16 protein-coding genes and 1 pseudogene are annotated in these 19,292 nt (G+C 63.9%); 12 read left to right on the top strand and 5 right to left on the bottom strand.

Features of this window, described 5'->3' with window-relative positions; genetic code table 11:
• Positions 1-94: 94 nt before the first annotated feature.
• From ACVIN2_RS17065 to ACVIN2_RS17010, 12 genes are all read left to right on the top strand, one after another.
• On the top strand, positions 95-1,753 hold the full coding sequence (locus ACVIN2_RS17065) for an ABC transporter substrate-binding protein (protein WP_456766424.1): 1,659 nt from the start codon (positions 95-97) through the stop codon (positions 1,751-1,753).
• A 194-nt stretch (positions 1,754-1,947) separates the two neighbouring features.
• The gene (locus ACVIN2_RS17060) at positions 1,948-2,901 is read left to right on the top strand and encodes an ABC transporter permease (protein WP_007599552.1); all 954 of its coding nucleotides are present in this window, start codon (positions 1,948-1,950) and stop codon (positions 2,899-2,901) included.
• Between the two features lie 183 nt (positions 2,902-3,084).
• Entirely contained in the window at positions 3,085-3,987 is a 903-nt protein-coding gene (locus ACVIN2_RS17055) for an ABC transporter permease (RefSeq protein WP_456766423.1), read from the top strand.
• Between the two features lie 2 nt (positions 3,988-3,989).
• Positions 3,990-5,051, top strand: coding sequence for an ABC transporter ATP-binding protein (locus ACVIN2_RS17050; RefSeq protein WP_456766422.1), 1,062 nt, complete (start codon positions 3,990-3,992; stop codon positions 5,049-5,051).
• Positions 5,048-5,245: a hypothetical protein gene (locus ACVIN2_RS17045; protein WP_247362904.1), complete on the top strand. Its 198-nt coding sequence runs from the start codon at positions 5,048-5,050 to the stop codon at positions 5,243-5,245. The genes ACVIN2_RS17050 and ACVIN2_RS17045 overlap by 4 nt, the downstream gene beginning before the upstream one ends.
• A complete protein-coding gene (locus tag ACVIN2_RS17040; protein ID WP_456766421.1) occupies positions 5,242-6,657 on the top strand; it encodes an amidase in 1,416 nt (471 codons plus the stop codon). The genes ACVIN2_RS17045 and ACVIN2_RS17040 overlap by 4 nt, the downstream gene beginning before the upstream one ends.
• Positions 6,654-7,631, top strand: a complete 978-nt coding sequence (locus ACVIN2_RS17035) for an ABC transporter ATP-binding protein (RefSeq protein ID WP_456766420.1) — start codon at positions 6,654-6,656, stop codon at positions 7,629-7,631. Before ACVIN2_RS17040 ends, ACVIN2_RS17035 begins: the two co-directional genes overlap by 4 nt.
• A gap of 96 nt (positions 7,632-7,727) precedes the next feature.
• Positions 7,728-7,997 carry a GlsB/YeaQ/YmgE family stress response membrane protein gene (locus ACVIN2_RS17030; protein ID WP_007605178.1) on the top strand — a complete coding sequence of 90 codons (270 nt, stop codon included), beginning with the start codon at positions 7,728-7,730 and terminating at the stop codon, positions 7,995-7,997.
• Between the two features lie 260 nt (positions 7,998-8,257).
• Positions 8,258-10,003, top strand: a complete 1,746-nt coding sequence (locus ACVIN2_RS17025; RefSeq protein WP_456766419.1) for a type I secretion system permease/ATPase — start codon at positions 8,258-8,260, stop codon at positions 10,001-10,003.
• Complete coding sequence (locus tag ACVIN2_RS17020) at positions 10,000-11,334, top strand: HlyD family type I secretion periplasmic adaptor subunit (protein ID WP_456766418.1); 1,335 nt, start codon at positions 10,000-10,002, stop codon at positions 11,332-11,334. The genes ACVIN2_RS17025 and ACVIN2_RS17020 overlap by 4 nt, the downstream gene beginning before the upstream one ends.
• A gap of 179 nt (positions 11,335-11,513) precedes the next feature.
• Positions 11,514-12,992, top strand: coding sequence for an AMP nucleosidase (locus ACVIN2_RS17015; RefSeq protein WP_456766417.1), 1,479 nt, complete (start codon positions 11,514-11,516; stop codon positions 12,990-12,992).
• 77 nt (positions 12,993-13,069) lie between these two features.
• On the top strand, positions 13,070-13,342 hold the full coding sequence (locus tag ACVIN2_RS17010) for a DUF1488 family protein (protein WP_456766416.1): 273 nt from the start codon (positions 13,070-13,072) through the stop codon (positions 13,340-13,342).
• A gap of 31 nt (positions 13,343-13,373) precedes the next feature.
• On the opposite strand, the gene ACVIN2_RS17005 is transcribed toward ACVIN2_RS17010, so the two are convergent.
• From ACVIN2_RS17005 to ACVIN2_RS16985, 5 genes and pseudogenes are all read right to left on the bottom strand, one after another.
• Entirely contained in the window at positions 13,374-14,489 is a 1,116-nt protein-coding gene (locus ACVIN2_RS17005) for an acyltransferase family protein (RefSeq protein WP_456766415.1), read from the bottom strand.
• Between the two features lie 120 nt (positions 14,490-14,609).
• Complete coding sequence (locus tag ACVIN2_RS17000; RefSeq protein ID WP_456766414.1) at positions 14,610-15,683, bottom strand: acyltransferase family protein; 1,074 nt, start codon at positions 15,681-15,683, stop codon at positions 14,610-14,612.
• A 425-nt stretch (positions 15,684-16,108) separates the two neighbouring features.
• Positions 16,109-16,194: pseudogene (locus ACVIN2_RS16995) on the bottom strand (IS5/IS1182 family transposase); the annotation flags it as partial.
• A gap of 166 nt (positions 16,195-16,360) precedes the next feature.
• Positions 16,361-17,449, bottom strand: a complete 1,089-nt coding sequence (locus tag ACVIN2_RS16990; RefSeq protein ID WP_219682968.1) for a Zn-dependent alcohol dehydrogenase — start codon at positions 17,447-17,449, stop codon at positions 16,361-16,363.
• Positions 17,450-17,493: 44 nt separating this feature from the next.
• Positions 17,494-19,278 (bottom strand): acyl-CoA dehydrogenase family protein, encoded by a 1,785-nt coding sequence (locus ACVIN2_RS16985; protein ID WP_456766413.1) that lies wholly within the window; start codon positions 19,276-19,278, stop codon positions 17,494-17,496.
• Positions 19,279-19,292 lie beyond the last annotated feature (14 nt).

The raw sequence follows: 19,292 nt of genomic DNA, 5'->3' as shown, positions 1-19,292 counted from the left end.
AGGGGCAATTTGCAGAATAAGTTTCCCCATTGGCATAGGCATTGCATACGATTGCATCAAAATTAGTCATCGAAGCCGGAAAAGGATTGAGTCAATGCTTATCAATAAGAACAAGACCCGCGCGGCGCTGATCGCGTTGCTGGCGCTCAGTAGCGCGGCTTCGTGGCCGCGCGCCGCCAGTGCCGAAACCGTGCTGCGCATCGCCATGACGGCTGCCGATATTCCGCGCACGCTGGGCCAGCCCGATCAGGGTTTTGAAGGCAACCGCTTCACCGGCCTCACCATGTATGACGCGCTCACCGGCTGGGACCTGTCCTCGGCTGACAAGGCGAGCGTGGTGATCCCCGGCCTTGCCACCGAGTGGAAGGTCGACGATGCCGACAAGACCAAATGGACTTTCAAGCTGCGGCCAGGCGTCACCTTCCATGACGGCTCGCCGTTCAATGCGGACGCCGTGGTGTGGAACGTCGAGAAGGTGCTGAAGCAGGACGCGCCGCAATTCGACGCCAGCCAGGTCGGCGTCACGGCCTCGCGCATGCCGACGTTGGCGTCCGCGAAGAAGATCGACGACATGACGGTCGAACTCACCACCAAGGAGCCGGACAGCTTCCTGCCGATCAACCTCACCAACCTCTTCATGGCGAGCCCGGCGAAGTGGCAGCATTTCTACGACAAGGCAGAGGGCGCCGACGCCAAGGCGAAGTCGCAGGCCGCATGGACCGCGTTCGCCAAGGACGCTTCGGGCACCGGCCCGTGGAAGATGGCGGGCTTCACCCCGCGCGAGCGGCTCGAGCTGGTCAAGAACGCGAGCTACTGGAACAAGGACCGCGTGCCAAAAGTCGACAAGATGGTGCTCTTGCCGATGCCGGAAGCGAATGCGCGCACCGCGGCGCTGCTCTCCGGGCAGGTCGATTGGGTCGAGGCGCCGGCGCCGGACGCGTTGCCCGAGCTCAAGCAGCGCGGCTTCAAGCTCTACGCCAACGAGCAGCCGCACGTCTGGCCATGGCAGTTCTCGCGCGTCGAGGGCTCGCCCTGGAACGACATCCGCGTCCGCAAGGCCGCGAACCTCTGCGTCGATCGCGAAGGCCTCAAGGACGGCCTGCTCGCGGGGCTGATGGTGCCCGCGACCGGCACCTTCGAGCCTGGCCATCCCTGGCGCGGAAAGCCGACCTTCGAGATCAAGTACGACAAGGCGGCTGCGCAGAAGCTGATGCAGGAGGCCGGCTTCGGCCCGAACAAGAAGCTGACGGTGAAGACCCAGACCTCGGCCTCCGGTTCGGGCCAGATGCAGCCGCTGCCGATGAACGAATATCTCCAGCAGGCGCTGGCCGAATGCTATTTCGACGTGCAGCTCGATGTCATCGAGTGGAATACGCTGTTCACCAATTGGCGCCGCGGCGCCAAGGACCCCAGCGCCAACGGCTCGAACGCGACCAACGTCACCTACGCGGCGATGGATCCGTTCTTCGCGCTGGTGCGCTTCCTGCAATCAGGCATGGCGCCGCCGGTCTCGAATAATTGGGGTTTCATCAACAATCCCAAGTTCGACGAGCTGGTGAAGAAGGCGCGGCAGACCTTCGATCCGGCCGCGCGTGACGCCGCGCTCGCCGAGCTGCACGCCGCCTCCGTCGACGACGCAGCCTTCCTCTATGTCGCCCACGACGTCGGCCCCCGCGCCATCAGCCCGAAGGTGACAGGCGTCGTGCAGCCGAAGAGCTGGTTCATCGACTTCTCGCTGGTGTCGATGCAGTAGTTCGCTCGGCTTGCTCAGTGCACCCTCTCCCTTGCGGGAGAGGGTGGCTTCGCGGATAGCGAAGCCGGGTGAGGGGTTTCTCTCCGCGAGAGACGCTCTCTTATTCGTTAACACTGCATCCGGGGATACAACCCCTCATCCGGCGCTTCGCGCCACCTTCTCCCGCAAGGGGAGAAGGGAAGAAAAGAAACAACGTGCTCGCCTATATCGCCAGACGCATCGTCTACGTCGTCCCCATCGTCATCAGCGTCGCGCTGGTGTGTTTTCTGCTCGTGCACATCACGCCGGGCGATCCGCTCGTCGCCGTGCTGCCGGCCGACGCCTCGCAGGAGCTCGCCGCGCAGCTCCGTACCGCCTACGGTTTCGACCGCCCGCTGCCGGTGCAGTTCGGGCTTTGGCTGCTCCGCGCGCTTCACGGCGATCTCGGCAATTCCATCGCCACGGGCCGCCCGGTGCTCGCCGAAGTCATGCGCGCGGTCAGCAACACCGTCACGTTGGCGATTGCGGCGGCCATCATCGGCTTCACCATGGGCATCCTGCTCGGCCTGATCGCCGGCTATTTCCGCGAAACCTGGATCGACAAGTTGGCGACGTCGTTTGCCATCGCCGGCGTTTCGGTGCCGCATTACTGGCTTGGCATGGTGCTCGTCATCATTTTCTCGGTTCAGCTGAACTGGCTGCCCGCCGTCGGCGCCGGACCCGGAGGCTCGGCCGCCTGGGCCTGGGACTGGGCGCATTTGCAATATCTCGTGCTGCCGGCGATCACGACCTCGGTGATCCCGATGGGCATCGTCACCCGCACGGTGCGGGCGCTGACCGGCGACATTCTCAGCCAGGATTTCGTCGAGGCGCTGCGTGCGAAAGGCCTGCATGAGCGCGGCGTGTTCCGCCACGTCATCAAGAACGCCGCGCCCACCGCGCTCGCGGTGATGGGACTTCAGCTCGGTTACATGCTCGGCGGCTCGATCCTGATCGAGACCGTGTTCTCCTGGCCGGGCTCGGGGTTCCTGCTCAACTCCGCGATCTTCCAGCGCGACCTGCCGCTACTCCAGGGCACGATCCTGATCCTGGCGCTGTTCTTCGTCTTCCTCAATCTGCTGGTCGACATCGCGCAAGCCGCGATCGACCCGCGCATCAAGCGGGGCTAGCGGGATGAGGTGCCACACATTCAGTGTCGTCCCGGCGCAGGCCGGGACCCATAACCCCGAAAGGTGGTTGTGGAACGAGACGGCAACGACGAGTCTTCGCCAAACGGCCGGTCGTGGTTATGGGTCCCGGCCCCTCCGTGCGCAATTGCGCACTAGGCCGGGACGACATCGGAAAGTGCGGCTATGACCGAGCTTCCGCTCTCCGTCACCTCCGACGCCGCGCTTCAGTCCGCGCCCGCGACCAAGGCGCGCGGCTATTGGGCGACCGTGGGCCGTCGTATCCGGCGCGACAAGGTCAGCATGGTTTGCGCGCTGGTGCTGCTGCTGATCTTCCTGTCCGCGATCGTTGCGCCGTGGCTCGGTCTGGAAGACCCCTACAAGGGCTCGATGATCCGGCGCCTTCGGCACATCGGCACATCAGGCTACCCGCTCGGCACCGACGAGCTCGGTCGCGACATGCTGGCGCGACTGATCTATGGCGGCCGGCTGTCGCTTCTCATCGGCATTTTGCCGGTGATCCTCGCCTTCTGCATCGGCACGTCGCTCGGCCTCGTTGCCGGCTATGTCGGCGGCAAGCTCAACACCGCGATCATGCGCACGATCGACGTGTTCTATGCATTTCCGTCCGTGCTGCTGGCGATCGCGATCTCGGGCGCGCTGGGCGCGGGCATCCTCAATTCCATCGTGTCGTTGACCGTCGTGTTCGTGCCGCAGATCACCCGCGTCGCCGAAAGCGTCACGACGGGCGTGCGCAACATGGACTTCGTCGATGCCGCGCGTGCCTCGGGCGCGGGACCGTTCACCATCATGCGCGTGCACATTCTCGGCAACGTGCTCGGTTCGATCTTCGTCTATGCCACCAGTCTGATTTCGGTCTCGATGATCCTTGCAGCAGGCCTGTCCTTCCTCGGCCTCGGCACCAAACCGCCGGAGCCGGAATGGGGCCTGATGTTGAATACCTTGCGCACCGCGATCTATGTCAACCCCTGGGTCGCCGCACTCCCCGGTGCGATGATCTTCGCGGTCTCGATCTGCTTCAACCTGCTTTCGGACGGCCTGCGCAGCGCCATGGACATCAGGAACTAGCCATGAGCGAAACCAACGCCTCCGTCACGATGCTGGAGCCGATCGAAGACCTCGGCGGCGTCGCCCAGCCGCTGCTTCAGGTCAACGGCCTGACCAAGCATTTTCCGGTGCGTGGCGGCTTGTTCGCCGCAAAGCGCACCGTGCGTGCCGTCGACAATGTCTCCTTCTCTGTCGCCAAGGGCGAGACCGTCGGCATCGTCGGCGAGTCCGGTTGCGGCAAGTCGACCACCGCGCGGCTGCTGATGCATCTGATGCCGCGCGACACCGGCGATATCATTTATGACGGCATGAGCGTCGGGCAGTCGCTCTCCCTGCGAGAGCTGCGGCGCGGCATGCAGATGGTGTTCCAGGATTCCTACGCCTCGCTCAATCCGCGCCTGACCATCGAGGAATCGATCGCCTTCGGCCCAAAGGTGCATGGCATGGCGGACGGCGCCGCGCGCGCGCTGGCGCGCGAGCTGCTCGGCAAGGTAGGCCTTGTCCCTGCCAATTTCGCCAATCGCTATCCGCATGAGATCTCCGGCGGCCAGCGCCAGCGCGTCAACATCGCGCGTGCGCTGGCGCTGTCGCCGCGGCTGGTGATCCTAGATGAAGCGGTTTCCGCGCTCGACAAATCGGTCGAGGCGCAGGTGCTCAATTTGCTTGCGGATCTCAAGAGCGAGTTCGGCCTGACCTATCTCTTCATCAGCCACGATCTCAACGTCGTGCGCTACATCAGCGATCGCGTGCTGGTGATGTATCTCGGCGAGGTCGTCGAGCTCGGCCCGGTCGACCAGGTCTGGGACCAGCCGGCACATCCCTATACACGCGCACTTCTTGCTGCGATGCCGTCCTCGGATCCGGACCGCCGCACCGAGACGCCGCCGATCACGGGCGATCCGCCCAATCCGATTGATCCACCTTCGGGCTGCCGCTTCCACACCCGTTGCCCGTTTGCGGAGCCGCTCTGCGCAAATGCGACACCAAAACTCACCGCGCTCGATAGAATGGGCCACGAGGCCGCGTGCTACATGGCGATCCCGGGTTCAGGCCATAGCCGCGCGCCGAAGGAGGAAACTGTATGACGAGACCGACGACAAAAGAGATCAAGGCGACGGCACAGGTCGCCGGCGTTCCCGTCGACGACGAGATCGCGACGCGCATCTCCAATTCCATCGGACCGGCCTTCGAGGGCTTTGCGGCCATTGCCGGCACGCTGCCGTTCGATCTCGAGCCCGCGCTCTATCCGATCGCGCAGACTGCGAAGGTCTCGAAATGAGCACCGAGCCCGCATTGATGACGCTCACCGAGGTCGCGCGCGCGATTGCGATGAAGCAGGTGTCCTCGCATGAGGTGACGCGGGCGCTGCTGCATCGCATCGCGCAATGGCAGCCGCATCTCAACGCCTTCATGTCGATCGAATCGGAGGCCGCGCTGAAGGCTGCCGATGCCGCCGACGCCGAATTCGCCAAGGGCGAAGTCCGCGGGCCGTTGCATGGCGTGCCGCTCGCGCACAAGGACATGTACTACGACGCGGGCCACGTCGCGACCTGCGGCTCGTTGATCCGCCGCGATTTCGTTCCGACCGTCACCTCGACTGCCTTGCAGCGGCTGAAGGACGCCGGCCAGGTTCGGCTCGGCACGTTGCATCTGGCCGAATTCGCCTATGGCCCGACCGGCCACAACGCCCATTACGGCCCGGTTCGCAATCCCTGGAATGTCGCGCACATCACCGGCGGCTCGTCGTCGGGCTCGGGCTCGGCGGTCGCGGCGCGATTGACCTATGCCGCGCTCGGCTCCGACACCGGCGGCTCGATCCGCATGCCCGCGCATTTCTGCGGGGTCACTGGATTGAAGACCACCGTCGGCCGGGTCAGCCGCGCCGGCGCGATGCCGCTGTCGCAATCGCTCGACACGGTCGGCCCGCTCGCCCGCACCGCCGAGGATTGCGCGCTGCTGCTGGCGCTGATGGCCGGCCCCGATCCCGAGGATTCGACCGCGAGCCGTGAGCCGCTGTCTGACTATGTCGGCGCGACCAAGGGCTCGCTGAAGGGACTCAAGGTCGGCGTCCCCTCGTCCTTCTATGTCGACGATCTCGACGGCGAGGTCGCGCGCGTGCTGGACGAGACCATTGCGGTGCTCAAGCGCGAGGGCGCCGACATCGTCACGGTCGAGCTGCCCGATCAGCGGCAATTGTCCTCGGCAAGCCAGCTCGTGCTTGCAGCCGAAGCCGCCGCCTTCCATAAGCGCTGGATGATCGAGCGGCCGCAGGATTATGGTCCGCAGGTGTTGATGCGGCTCCAGAACGGGCTCGCGGTCCCCGCCATCACCTATCTCGAGGCGATGCGCTGGCGCGGAGCTGCGCTCGCCGCGCACAACGCTGCGACATCGGGTGTCGACGCGATCATCGCGCCGGCGTCCCCGGTGCCGGCCCCGACGATCGAGGAGAGCGACGTCGGCGGCGGGCCGAACGCGCCGGCGCTGTTGCAGCGGCTGACGCTGTTCACCCGCCCGGTGAATTATCTCGGCCTGCCGTCGCTCACGGTGCCCTCTGGCTTCACCAAGAGCGGTCTTCCGATCGGCATGCAGCTGATCGGCCGCTCCTTCGATGAAGCGACCCTGCTCACCATCGGCGCCGCGTTCCAGCGCGCCACCGACTACCACGACAGGCTGCCGAAACTTCCGTCATGACAAAGCTCGTCGAGATCTCAGGCCTCAACATCCGCTTCACCGGCGAGCGTACGGTCTATGCCGTGAACGATCTCAGCCTCTCGCTCGGCGACGGCGAGGTGCTGGGCCTGCTCGGAGAGTCCGGTTCGGGCAAGAGCGTGACCTTGCGTGCACTGATGCGGCTGTTGCCGAAGAAGCGCACGCAGATCACGGGCAAGGTCAACGTGATGGGCCGCGACGTGCTCGCCATGAACGACGAGCAGCTGTCGTCGTTCCGCGGCCAGACCGTGTCGATGATCTTTCAGGAGCCGGCGCTCGCGCTCGACCCGGTCTACACCATCGGCGCGCAGATCGCCGAAAGCGTGGTGCGTCACGAAGGCAAGTCTTATGCGGAAGGCAGGGCGAGGGCGCTCGAAATGCTCGAGGTCGTGCGCATTCCCTCGGCCAAGCGGCGGCTCGATGCCTATCCGCACGAGATGTCCGGCGGCATGCGTCAGCGCGCCATGATCGCGCTGGCGCTCGCCTGTCGTCCCAAGATATTGCTCGCGGATGAGCCGACCACGGCGCTCGATGCCACCGTGCAGATCCAGATCCTGCTGCTGTTGCGCGAGCTGCAGCGCGAGTTCGGCATGTCCGTCATCTTCGTCACCCATGACATCGGCGTCGCCATCGAGATCTGCGACCGGGTCGCAGTGATGTATGCCGGCCAGATCGTGGAGCAGGGCACGCTTCGCGACATCGTCCGCTCGCCGGTGCATCCCTATGCCAAGGGCCTGCTCGCCTCGACCGTCCACGGGGCCAAGCGGGGACAGCGGCTCGAGACCATCCCCGGCACCCCGCCGTCGCTCGGCGAGAGGCCGCACAACTGCTCCTTTGCGCCCCGCTGCGCCGTAGCCCAGCCGCGCTGCCTGGAACAACTGCCAGGGAATGTGGAGGTCGGCCCGGGCCGGGCGGCACGGTGCGTGCTGGCGGAGCCGGTCACCGCGTTGTCTTGATATTTGGACCGCCAGCGGGGAACGGGGAACAGCATTCAGACCTCGTTCATCCCGGTTCCGCTTCCATGGAACCGTTCACGGAGAGGGACCTCACTTATGTACATTTCCAATGAAGGCCTGCTTGTCATCCTGTTCGTCGGCCTGGTGGCTGGCTGGTTGGCCGGCAAGGTGGTGCGCGGAACCGGATTCGGCATCATCGGCGATATCGTGGTCGGCATCGCCGGCGCGCTGGTGGCAAGCTTCCTGTTTCCGAAGCTCGGCATCCACATCGGGACCGGGCTGATATCGGAGATCATCTATTCCGCGATCGGCGCAGTCATCCTGCTGCTGGTGGTGCGGCTGGTCCGCGGCGGCGGCCGGTTCTAACGGCCCCCGAGTTCAATTGATCGAACTTTTGACCTCTCCCCGCCCGGGGAGAGGTGACATGTCTGCAAGAAAAAGCCGCAAGATCGTGAGATTCCGGACTTGCGTGCAAGGTCGGTCGGGGGTGATGTGGGCCATAGGGGTCCCGGGTGTTCGACTGCGTTGGGCGATGAGCGCAAACGCGATGTTAATCCGGGTCAATTACTCCTGAATTTGCCTTTGAAATCAGGGACTTTGGCCCCTACCCGAAAGAGATCAGACTGATGGCAGCCGTTCCCGGCGTCCGCCGCTCAGAGCTCGGTGATGCGCTGCGCGCCTGTCGCACGGCGTTTGTCGGCGTCGGCTTGATGAGCTGCATGATCAACCTGCTCTATCTGACCGGGTCGATCTTCATGCTGGAGGTCTACGACCGGGTGCTGCCGAGCCGCAGCATTCCGACCCTGGTCGGCCTGATCGTCCTCGCCAGTTTCCTCTACATGGCGCAGGGCGTGCTGGACATGATCCGTAACCGGATCCTGGGCCGGGTCGGCACCGCGCTGGACGAAGCCCTGAACAAGCGGGTGTTCGACACCATCGTGCGCCTGCCCTTGCTGGTCGGTAGCCGCAACGAGGGGCTTCAGCCGCTGCGCGATCTCGACAATGTCCGCTCCTTCCTCGGCGGCATGGGACCGAGCGCGTTCTTCGACCTGCCCTGGCTGCCGCTCTATCTCGCCATCTGCTTCGCCTTCCACGTCATGATCGGCGTCACCGCGCTGGTCGGCGCCGTCATCCTGGTCGGGCTGACGCTGGTCACCGAGTTCATGTCCCGCCAGCCGGCGCGCGAGGCGATGGGGCTTGCCGCCCAGCGCAACGATCTCGCCCAGGCCAGCCGCCGCAATGCCGAAGTCATGGTGTCGATGGGCATGGCCGGCCGGATGAACGCGCGCTGGAGCGAGGCCAACGAAAAATATCTCGACGGCAACCAGCGTGCGAGCGACGTCGCCGGCGGTCTCGGCGCGGTCGCAAAAGTGCTGCGCATGATGCTGCAATCGGCCGTGCTCGCGGTCGGCGCCTATCTCGTCATCCACCAGGAGGCGACCGCCGGCATCATCATCGCCGGTTCGATCCTCTCGGCCCGTGCGCTCGCGCCGGTCGACCTCGCGATCGCGCACTGGAAATCCTTTGTCGCGGCACGTCAGAGCTGGCACCGCCTGACCCGCCTACTGGAGCAGATGCCGGCGCAGACGATGCCGACCCAGCTGCAGGCGCCGACCAGCCGCCTCTCGGTCGAAGGCATCGCCATGGTGCCGCCGGGCGACCAGCGCCTCATCGTGCAGGACGTCACCTTCGCGCTCGAAGCCGGCAATGGCCTCGGCGTGATCGGACCGAGCGGCTCCGGCAAGTCGTCGCTGATCCGCGCGCTGGTCGGCGTCTGGCAACCGGTCCGCGGCAAGGTGCGGCTCGACGGCGCGGCGCTCGACCAATGGTCGTCGGACATGCTTGGCCGCCACATCGGCTATCTGCCGCAGGACGTCGAATTGTTCGGCGGCACCATCGCGCAGAACATCAGCCGCTTCGACCCCGAGGCCACGTCTGACGGCATCATCGCCGCCGCCAAGGAAGCCGGCGTGCACGAGATGATCATCAAGATGCGCGAGGGCTACAACACCCAGGTCGGCGAGCAGGGCACGGCGCTCTCCGCGGGCCAGGCACAGCGCGTGGCGCTGGCGCGCGCCCTCTATGGCAATCCGTTCCTGATCGTGCTCGACGAACCCAATTCCAATCTCGACACCGAAGGCGACGAAGCGCTGACCCGCGCCATCCGCGCGGCGCGCGAGCGCGGCGCCATCGTCATCGTGGTGGCGCACCGTCCGATCGGCGTGGAAGCGGTCGACCAGATCCTGGTGCTGCGCGACGGCCGCATGCAGGCCTTCGGGCCGAAGGAACAGGTGCTTGCCCAGGTGCTCCAGCCGCGTGTGACGCCGCCGGCGCCGATCAAGATCGTCAGCGAAGGCGGAGCCAAGGCATGAGCACGATGGCGCTCGGCGGGGCGAAGCCCGCCGCGAAGCGGACCGTACGGCAGTCGATCCGGTTTCACCTGATGCTCGGGCTTGGGATCGTGCTGGTCCTCCTGGTCGGGCTCGGCGGCTGGGGATCGACCGTGCAGATCTCAGGCGCGCTGATCGCGCCGGGGCAGATCGTGGTCGAATCCAACGTCAAGAAGGTGCAGCATCCGACCGGCGGCGTCGTCGGCGAGCTGCGCGCTCACGATGGCGACGTGGTCAAGGCTGGCGACATCGTGGTGCGGCTCGACGACACCGTCACCAAGGCCAACCTCGCCATCGTCACCAAGAATCTCGACGCGGCGCAGGCGCGTGCGGCGCGGCTCCAGGCCGAGCAGCGCGGGATCGACAGGATCGACTACCCGCAAGCGCTGCTCGATCGCGGCAACGATCCCGACGTCAAGGCGCTGCTCTCCGCCGAAACCAAGCTGTTCGACGTCCGTGTCAACGGACGCGCCGGCCAGAAGGCGCAGCTGCGCGAGCGCATCCAGCAGCTCAACGAGGAGATCGAGGGCCTCTCCGCGCAGGAGCGGGCCAAGGACAAGGAAATCTCGCTGGTGCAGCAGGAGCTCGTCGGTGTCCGCGATCTCTATGACAAGCATCTGGTGCAGATCTCGCGCCTGACCACGCTCGAACGCGACAGCGCCCGCCTCAACGGCGAGCGCGCGCAATACATCGCCTCGCGCGCGCAGGCCAAGGGCAAGATCACCGAGACCGAACTCCAGATCATCCAGGTCGACAAGGACATGGTCAGCGAGGTCTCCAAGGATCTGCGCGAGACCAACGACAAGATCGGCGAAATGATCGAGCGTAAGGTCGCCGCGGAGGACCAGCTTCGCCGCGTCGACATCCGCGCGCCGCAGGACGGCATGGTGCTGCAATCGACCGTGCACACGGTTGGTGGCGTCATCACCGCCGGCGACGCCCTCATGCTGATCGTGCCGCAGGCCGACGATCTCCAGGTCGAAGCCAAGGTCAATCCGGTCGATATCGACAAGCTCCAGATCGGCCAGAAGACGCTGCTGCGCCTCTCCGCCTTCAACCAGCGCACCACACCCGAGCTCAACGGCGTCGTCAGCCGCGTCTCGCCCGACGTCACCACCGACCAGCGCACCGGCCAGAGCTACTACACCATCCGCGTCTCGCTGTCCGCAGAAGAGGTCGCCAAGCTCGGTGACTCCAGGCTGATCCCCGGCATGCCGGCGGAAGCCTTCGTCCAGACCGGCGACCGCACCATGCTGTCCTATCTGATGAAGCCGCTGCACGACCAGTTCATGCGCGCGTTCCGGGAGAAGTGACGCGCGGAAGTGCGTCATCGCCTCCTTTCGTCATTGCGAGCGTAGCGAAGCAATCCAGGTCGCCTCCGCGGCGAGATTTTTTGGATTGCTTCGCTACGCTCGCAATGACGGGCGGCTTCTTTCTTGCTTTGGTTTTCTTGCTATAGTTCGATTCAGCCCCAGCAACCCGGCGTCGAACAATGCAATCCATCCAATCTCCACCCTCCGTCGCCACCGAGTCCTTCTCCGATGCTGGCCTCGCCGTCGCCCGCCTCGAAGAGATCTACGAGCGCAACACGAAGTTCCTGCGCGACCGGTTCGAAGCTTACGTCAACGGCGAGGCAATCACGACGCGGGTGCGGGCCTTCTATCCCTTCGTCCGTGTCACCACCGCGACGCATGCGCGGCTGGATTCGCGTCTCGCCTACGGCTTCGTCGCCCGGCCCGGTGTGCACGAGACCAGCGTCACGCGTCCGGACCTGTTCCGGACTTATCTGACCGAGCAGATCGGGCTGTTGATCCAGAACCACGGCGTCCCGGTCGAAATCGGCGAGTCCAGCGAACCGATCCCCGTTCACTTCGCCTACCGCCGCGACATCAACATCGAAGCCGCCATCACCACCAGCGAGAACTCGCCCGTAACGCGGTCGCTGCGCGATGCGTTCGACGTGCCTGATCTTGCCACCATGGATGATGCCATCGCCGACGGCACTTTCGAGCTTCAGCCCGGCGCGCCCGAGCCGCTGTCGCTGTTTCGGGCAGCTCGTGTCGACTACTCGCTGCGCCGGCTCTACCACTACACGGGCACGGATCCAGAGCATTTCCAGAACTTCGTGATCTTCACCAACTACCAGTTCTACGTCGACGCCTTCGCGCAGCTCTGCCAGCAGCGGCTTCAGGCTGGCGAGGCCGGCCTCGATGCCTTCGTCGCTCCAGGCAATGTGATCACGCGCAGCGGCGGCGCGACGACGGGCGTTGCGCCTCCGCGTGCGCCGCAGATGCCGGCCTTCCATCTGGTCGCGCCCGGCTATCGCGGCATCACCCTGATCAACATCGGCACCGGTCCGTCCAACGCGCGCAACGTCACCGACCATGTTGCCGTGCTGCGGCCCCATGCCTGGCTGATGCTCGGCCATTGCGCGGGCCTGCGCAACACGCAGCGGCTCGGCGACTACGTGCTCGCCCATGGCTATGTGCGCGAGGACCATGTGCTGGATCGTGAGTTGCCGCTGTGGGTGCCGATCCCGGCGCTCGCGGAGATGCAGGTGGCGCTCGAGGAGGCGGTCGAGGACGTCACCGGGCTCGAAGGTTTCGGGCTCAAGCGCCTGATGCGGACCGGCACCGTCGCCAGCGTCGACAACCGCAATTGGGAGATCAGCGGGCCCGATGTCATTCGCCGCTTGTCGCAGTCGCGCGCGGTTGCGCTCGACATGGAATCGGCGGCGATTGCCGCCAACGGCTACCGCTTTCGCGTCCCCTACGGCACCCTGCTGTGCGTCTCCGACAAGCCTCTGCACGGCGAGATCAAGCTCGCAGGCATGGCCAGCGAATTCTACCGCCGCCGCGTCGGCCAGCATCTCGAGATCGGCTTGAAGGCGCTGGAACGGCTCAAGCAGCAGGAATCCGAGCGGCTGCATTCGCGAAAGCTCCGCAGTTTCGCCGAAGTTGCGTTCCAGTAGGCGATGGATTGCCTTTGCTGCTGACAAGCAGCGGGATTTTCTGCATTTTCGGCGCGGGGGTCGACCGGGACGAATTGATGCCACTCATGCGCGACAGGATCATTGGCCATGATCTCGAACGCCTCGCCTTTCGCTTCACCATGCTGAACGACGGCGAGGTCGTGCAGTGCCAGATCAGCGACGCCGCGATGGACGAGCTTGCGGGCATGCAGGGTACCGAAAGCAGCGCGCGGCAGGCCCAGTTCCTGTCGCTGCGCGAAACCATCGAGCGGCTCGCCTCAGACCTCTACGACGAGGCGCCGCGGGTCAGGGGTCACGTGGTGCGGATCTTTACGCGACACTTGCTTTGAGCGATCGACGCCGAAGCCATAGCCCGGCGAATCAAACGGGGCCTAATCCCTGTGCGGCGACGCTGCTGCCGTACTGGGAGACACGTGCAATTGGCTTTGTATAGACGCGACGAAGCCGGAGAAAAGGCGCTTCCACGTAAACGAAACTGATGATCCCGATCGGAATCATCAGGGTGAAGCAGGCGAATGACCACGCCAATGCGACGTAGAAGTTCGAAATGTCCATGACGTGGCGTTGAACGAACTCCGCTAGCTCGACCACGAAGAACGTATGCAGCAGGTAGATTGAATAGCTATATTCGCCAATCTTCGAGAACGCCCATGAAATGCCCGCGTTCCTCAGCCTGAAACTGGTGTCATAGTAGGCGACAAGCGACGAGTAAGCGACGGCTTCGGCGGTCGGGAGGATTATCCATAGCGGATTGCGCTCTGTTCCGTAGTAGCCGCCGGCAATGTCGAACATCCAGAACCCCACACTGAACGCTGTGAGTATTCCGATGGCCGAAAGGTGTCTTCCGGTGAAAATGTGTCGATAGCTGAACGCGATGATGCCAAAAGCGAACTGATCTATGCGGCCAATGATCGTGTAGTACGCGTAATATTCTACTTCGCCGACCATTGCGAAGATGATGGAGCGCAGGGCAATTGCTGCTCCCACGAAGATGAGTGGTGTCCACTTATGGCGCCGGCTCGCGTAGATCAGAAAGGGCAGCGCGATATAGAAATGCATTTCGATGGTGATGGACCACGCGCCATTCGGCCAAGCTGGGACCACGAATCCCTGCGCTAGATTTGCGACGTATCCACCGAGCCCCTCGCCCTCCGCATGCCTGATGATCCCGACCAGGATGAGGACGAGGACCAGGAGCGGGGCGAGCCGGATCAAACGGTTCCAGAAAAATGCAAGGTAGTTTATCGTTTTGCCGTCAAGCAGCTTCGCGAACAGATATCCGCTGAGCACCATGAAAAGCGCCACGCCGGTGTGACCTTCGTCAAACAGGGCCAGCGGAAACACAGCCGGGGCGCCCTCGAAGGTCTCGGGATAAGCACCAACGGCATGCGTGAAGTGCCAAGCGAAAACCATGAGCACCGCGACTGCCCGAACGTGGTCAAGCCCGATGAAGTGCAAACCGGCTGATGACTTCAATTGTATCCCTCAAGTCTCGAAAAACTTAGACCGTGCGAGGGCCAAATCGCGCCTTTGATAGAGATGGAATGAGCAAAGCAACGACTGGTTAAAACTCGGTTGCTCACGGAGAGGAGTTGTTCAGTTTTCAGCAATCGCTCGGCTATGCGATTGCACGCGGCGCCTCCTCCTATGGGCAATCCACGATCGAAACGCCGAAAGAACCGCTGTCTCAAATCGTTCGAGCTGGCCTTTCAGCCGAAGAGCGTGTTTCTCGAGGAGGTGCCAGGAGGCGACAGCGACGCCAAAGGCAATCGGCAGGCTGATCAGGACGTTCAGATACCAGTACTGAAGCGACGGGCCAAGCGCTGCAATGCACTGCTGGATGACGAATCCATAGAGGTACATCCCGTAGGAATAGTCGCCGGACGACACGATCCAGATTCGCCGCGGGTTCGTGAGGCCCAGATAACACGCGATATAGGCGGCCGGCACCGCAAAAATCGCATCGCTGCGTCCGCCAGCCATGCCGATCATGCAAAGTACAAGCGCGAACAGGCCCGTGGCCCGGTTGAACGGTACCTTGTCGCGCCAGAGGTAGAAGCCAACGCCTAAGAGGAAGCAGAACACCAGAATGTGCGGGCGAAGGTGAATGAAAAGTTCGTCCGAATGGTAGATATCGTACCAGACGAGGCCGATCTGGGCGAACACCAGGAACCCAAGGTATAGTGCCCTGTTGAAGCAAATCGTGGTCGCGGCAAGAAGCGCCAGGATAGCGTAACACCACAGCTCATACGGCACCGTCCAGAGCTGAGCATTCACCAGGTCAGGCACCGGATTGTAAAGAAATACACCCGGGAGTTCGAAGTGGACGTCGCCGAGCATGTTGAGAAAATAGACATGGAATCTCGGGTCCGCGAAGTACTCGGTCAAAGGCATCGCGGTGAAGATCGGGCCGATGATGATGGCTGAAAGCGTCGTCTCAACCGCGAGAGCGGGCGCGATGCGAAGCACGCGCAGGCCGATAAACGAAATCAGGCTCTTGCACCTCAACAAGCTGCCCGTCACCAAGAATCCGCTCAAGGCGAAGAACAGCGCAAGAACCGTTGCGTTCACCATGCGAAAATGGCCTGCTACCTCCATTGCCCGATCAAGCCCAAGTGTGACGTTCGCGCTGTGCAGGCAGATGATCGCGGCCGCCAGCGCAATTCGCATGTAATCGAAACCTGCAGGCCGATTACGCGAAAGAGCCGCTGATCAGCCAGACTGAACATGCTTGTGCTCTTAGCGGAACGCCACAAAACCGCACGCCGGAGCGGCGATCAACCAGCACTTCTCGATCCGCCGACGCGTGGCGTGCTCCCAGCGCACTTGAACCCACGATCCGCACGCTTTTCGACGTCCCCAGGCGGGGGCGCGCCCCCATGCGGAGTAAGTCAACCCGCTAAACATTCCAGATTCCCAATTGCGACGGCAGACGTGCAACTTCGCGCTGCTTCTTGGAGTTCTAGCACGCGCGTCGTTCGGTTGTATTTACAATGAGTACTATCGTTTGTGTGTTGGTGAAGAATTTGTTCCTAATGTTGACGACGGCCTTCCAAATATGGAACCGACGGGCGGCCGCTTAAGCCGGAATGAGAAGCTCCGGATCGCAAGACCCAGAAGATGCCATTGAGGACACGACGGTCATTCACCCGTGGCACGCCGCGCGACTTATCGGCAGCATCGGCTTAATGGCAGACCTCGTGCTCAATCTTTGGCGCGGACCCGGCTACCTGTTCGCCACGGGCCTCGTCTGAGCTGCGGCGCGGCAGCTCCTGAAGCAGTCGCGTTGCGACTTGGCCGGTCCGGACCAGTTGCCTCAATCCTGAGCGTTCCGCCTCATCCGGCCTTCAGCTGTCAAACATGATCACGCTGCGCAGCGTCTTGCCGGCTTTCATGTTGGCAAAGCCTTCATTGATCTCGGAGAGCTTCAGCTTGGCCGAGATCCAGTCCTCCAGGTGCAGCCGGCCGCGCAGGTAGAAATCCACCAGCCGCGGCATGTCGACGCGAAAATGGTTCGAACCCATCGATGAGCCCTGGATCCTGCGCTCGCGCAGGAAGTCGAAGCCATGCAGCTCGATCTTCTGGCCGAACGGAATCATGCCGACGATGGTGGCCGTGCCGCCCGAAGCGAGCATGCCGAAGGCCTGCTCGGCGGTCTCCTTGCGGCCGAGCACCTCGAAGGAATGATGCACGCCGCCATTGGTGAGATCGCGCACCTGCTTCACGACGTCGCCGTCTGCCGGGTTGATGATGTCGGTGGCGCCAAGCTTGGTCGCAAGCTGGAGCTTGGCCGGATTGGTGTCGATGGCGATGATGCGGCCGGCGCCCGCGATCTGCGCGCCGTTGATCGCAGCCATGCCGACACCGCCGCAGCCGATCACGGCCACGGTCTCGCCGGCCGTCACCTTCGCCGTGTTCACGACCGCGCCGTAGCCGGTAATGACGCCGCAGCCGATCAGCGCGGCAAGATCGAGCGGCATCTCCTTGCGGATTTTTACGATCGCGTTCTCGTGCACCAGCATCTGCTCGGCGAAGGACGATAGGTTGAGGAACTGATGCAGCTTCTCGGAGCGGGCCCATTGCATCCGATTGGAAGCGCCCGGCAGCAGTTTTACGGTGGTGTCGGTGCAGAGCACCGTGCGGCCCGTGGTGCAATTGTCGCAAGTGCCGCAGAACACGGACAGGCAAGTGACGACATGGTCGCCCGGTTTCACATAGGTGACGTCGGAGCCGACCTGCTCGACGATACCGGCGGACTCGTGCCCGAGCACCGCGGGCAGCGGATGCGGATAAAGGCCTTCCATGAAGTGCAGATCGGAGTGGCAGAGACCTGCGACCGAGGTCCGGATCAGGACCTCGCGCGGGCCGGGCTTCGGCAGGCTGACATCCTCGATGACCAGAGGCTTGTTGACTTCATGGAGGACGGCGGCCTTCATCGAGCACTCCCTATCGCTTTTTTTGCTTTGAACGTGGGTGCAGCCTACGCCGCCAAGACCAGTTCGCCAACCTCGCTCATGCTGCCTGCGCGATCGCCAAGCAGCAGCGCGGCGATCTTCTGCTGTACGGCATTTTCCGTCAGCCGGAAGGGATCGCTCGGCGACACCCGGTGATCGACCACCAGCCGCGACAACAACAGCCTTCGCGCATCGCCGCGCATGTCGTGAATACGATGCGCCTCCCAGGCGAGCGCGACGGCGCTGGCGACATGATAGAGCAGGCTGGTGGCGCGGCGCGCATCGGCTTCGTTTTCGGATTTCGCCGCGACCTCACGCGCAAAGCCGACCGCGCGATCGGTGAGGCCGCGGAGCCGGTCGCGCCAGGCCTGCGGCACCGAGGGGCTGTCATCGAGGCGGGCGTGCAGATCGGCGGCGAGCGCGGATTCGGCACCGTGGCGGCCGACCGCGCGCCGGAGCGCATCGATCGCGACGATGTTGCCGGTGCCTTCCCAGACCGAGCCGAGATGCGCGTCGCGCAGCAGGCGGGCGGTTGCGAATTCCTCGATATAGCCGATGCCGCCGCGCATCTCGAGCGCGTCGCCACAGACCTTTCGCGCATCGCGGGTGGCGCGGAATTTCAAGGTGGGCGTCAGGATGCGCAGCAGTGCGGCTGCATCCTGGCTGCCGGCCTCGGCGCGGTCGAGCGCGTCCGCAGTGAGAAAGCTCATCGACAACGCCTGCTCGACCGGCAGCATGATCTTCAGCATCTGGCGCCGGCCCAGCGGCAGGTCGATGATGCGGTTGCCGAACACGACGCGATTTTTCGCGACCGTCATCGCGTCATGGTAGGCCCGCCGCATCAGCGCGGTGGATTTGACGCCGTTTGACAGCCGCGACGAGTTCACCATCTCGGCCATCTGCACGAAGCCGCGGTCGAGCTTGCCGACCGCGTAGGCGATCGCGCCTTCGAGCTTGATCTCACCGGAGGCCATCGAGCGCGTGCCGAGCTTGTCCTTCAGGCGCACGATCCGGTAGTGGTTCTGCGAACCATCGTCGAGGAACCGCGGCATCAGGAACAGGCCGACACCGCGCGTGCCGGGGCCGGCCCCTTCGGGGCGCGCCAGCAGCATCACGACCTTTGCGTCGGCATTCGAGCAGAACCATTTTTCGCCGGTGAGGCGCCAATGGTCGCCTTCTTGCACGGCCGTCGTGGTCAGCGTGCCGACGTCGGAGCCGCCTTCCTTCTCGGTCATGAACTGGCCGCCCTGGGTCAGCTTGCTCATGTCGGTCTGGGTCAGGCCGTCGAGATATTTCGCCTTCAGCGCCTCGCTGCCGAAATTCGCGAGCAGCTTGGCGCAGCCGTCGGTGACGTTGATCGGGCAGCCCATGCCGAATTCGGTCTGGTTGAACAGGAAAGTGAAGGCGTGCTTGGCGACGACGGGATATTTGTCCGGCCAGCCCATGATGCCCTTGCGGATCGAGAGCGCGTGGATGCCGAACTCGCCGAAGGCTGCCTTCTCCAACTCGCGATAGGCCGGATGGTATTCAATCCACTGCACGTCGCGACCGAACTTGTCGCGCTGGTGCAACACCGGCGTGTGCCGGTCGGCGAGCCGCGCGCAATCGTCGAGATGTCCGCCGGCGAGTTCACCCAGGTGATCGAGATGCGGCTCGATGTGACGGAATAGCGTGTCCGGCAGATGAATGCGCAGGAGATCGGTGAGTGCCTGATCGGTGCGGTAGAAATTCATGCCGGTGGTGTCGGGAGCCAGCAGTCCGGATGGTGCGGCCGCGACCTGTTTTGCCTGCGCGGGGGCCGGCTTGTGCATGATCGTCCTCTTCG

It is taken from the genome of Bradyrhizobium sp. USDA 3650 (assembly GCF_054057395.1).
The sequence above is the reverse complement of the archived record's forward strand: the minus strand, read 5'-3'. Positions and strand labels throughout refer to the sequence as shown.

Excerpts from the sequence above, each read along its gene's own strand:
- ACVIN2_RS17065 (WP_456766424.1), top strand. The coding sequence starts at position 95 with ATGCTTATCAATAAGAACAAGACCCGCGCGGCGCTGATCGCGTTGCTG.
- ACVIN2_RS17030 (WP_007605178.1), top strand. The coding sequence starts at position 7,728 with ATGTACATTTCCAATGAAGGCCTGCTTGTCATCCTGTTCGTCGGCCTG.
- ACVIN2_RS17035 (WP_456766420.1), top strand. The coding sequence starts at position 6,654 with ATGACAAAGCTCGTCGAGATCTCAGGCCTCAACATCCGCTTCACCGGC.
- ACVIN2_RS17025 (WP_456766419.1), top strand. The coding sequence starts at position 8,258 with ATGGCAGCCGTTCCCGGCGTCCGCCGCTCAGAGCTCGGTGATGCGCTG.
- ACVIN2_RS17050 (WP_456766422.1), top strand. The coding sequence starts at position 3,990 with ATGAGCGAAACCAACGCCTCCGTCACGATGCTGGAGCCGATCGAAGAC.
- ACVIN2_RS16985 (WP_456766413.1), bottom strand. The coding sequence starts at position 19,278 with ATGCACAAGCCGGCCCCCGCGCAGGCAAAACAGGTCGCGGCCGCACCA.
- ACVIN2_RS17055 (WP_456766423.1), top strand. The coding sequence starts at position 3,085 with ATGACCGAGCTTCCGCTCTCCGTCACCTCCGACGCCGCGCTTCAGTCC.
- ACVIN2_RS17010 (WP_456766416.1), top strand. The coding sequence starts at position 13,070 with ATGCCACTCATGCGCGACAGGATCATTGGCCATGATCTCGAACGCCTC.
- ACVIN2_RS16990 (WP_219682968.1), bottom strand. The coding sequence starts at position 17,449 with ATGAAGGCCGCCGTCCTCCATGAAGTCAACAAGCCTCTGGTCATCGAG.
- ACVIN2_RS17000 (WP_456766414.1), bottom strand. The coding sequence starts at position 15,683 with ATGCGAATTGCGCTGGCGGCCGCGATCATCTGCCTGCACAGCGCGAAC.
- ACVIN2_RS17045 (WP_247362904.1), top strand. The coding sequence starts at position 5,048 with ATGACGAGACCGACGACAAAAGAGATCAAGGCGACGGCACAGGTCGCC.
- ACVIN2_RS17020 (WP_456766418.1), top strand. The coding sequence starts at position 10,000 with ATGAGCACGATGGCGCTCGGCGGGGCGAAGCCCGCCGCGAAGCGGACC.
- ACVIN2_RS17015 (WP_456766417.1), top strand. The coding sequence starts at position 11,514 with ATGCAATCCATCCAATCTCCACCCTCCGTCGCCACCGAGTCCTTCTCC.
- ACVIN2_RS17040 (WP_456766421.1), top strand. The coding sequence starts at position 5,242 with ATGAGCACCGAGCCCGCATTGATGACGCTCACCGAGGTCGCGCGCGCG.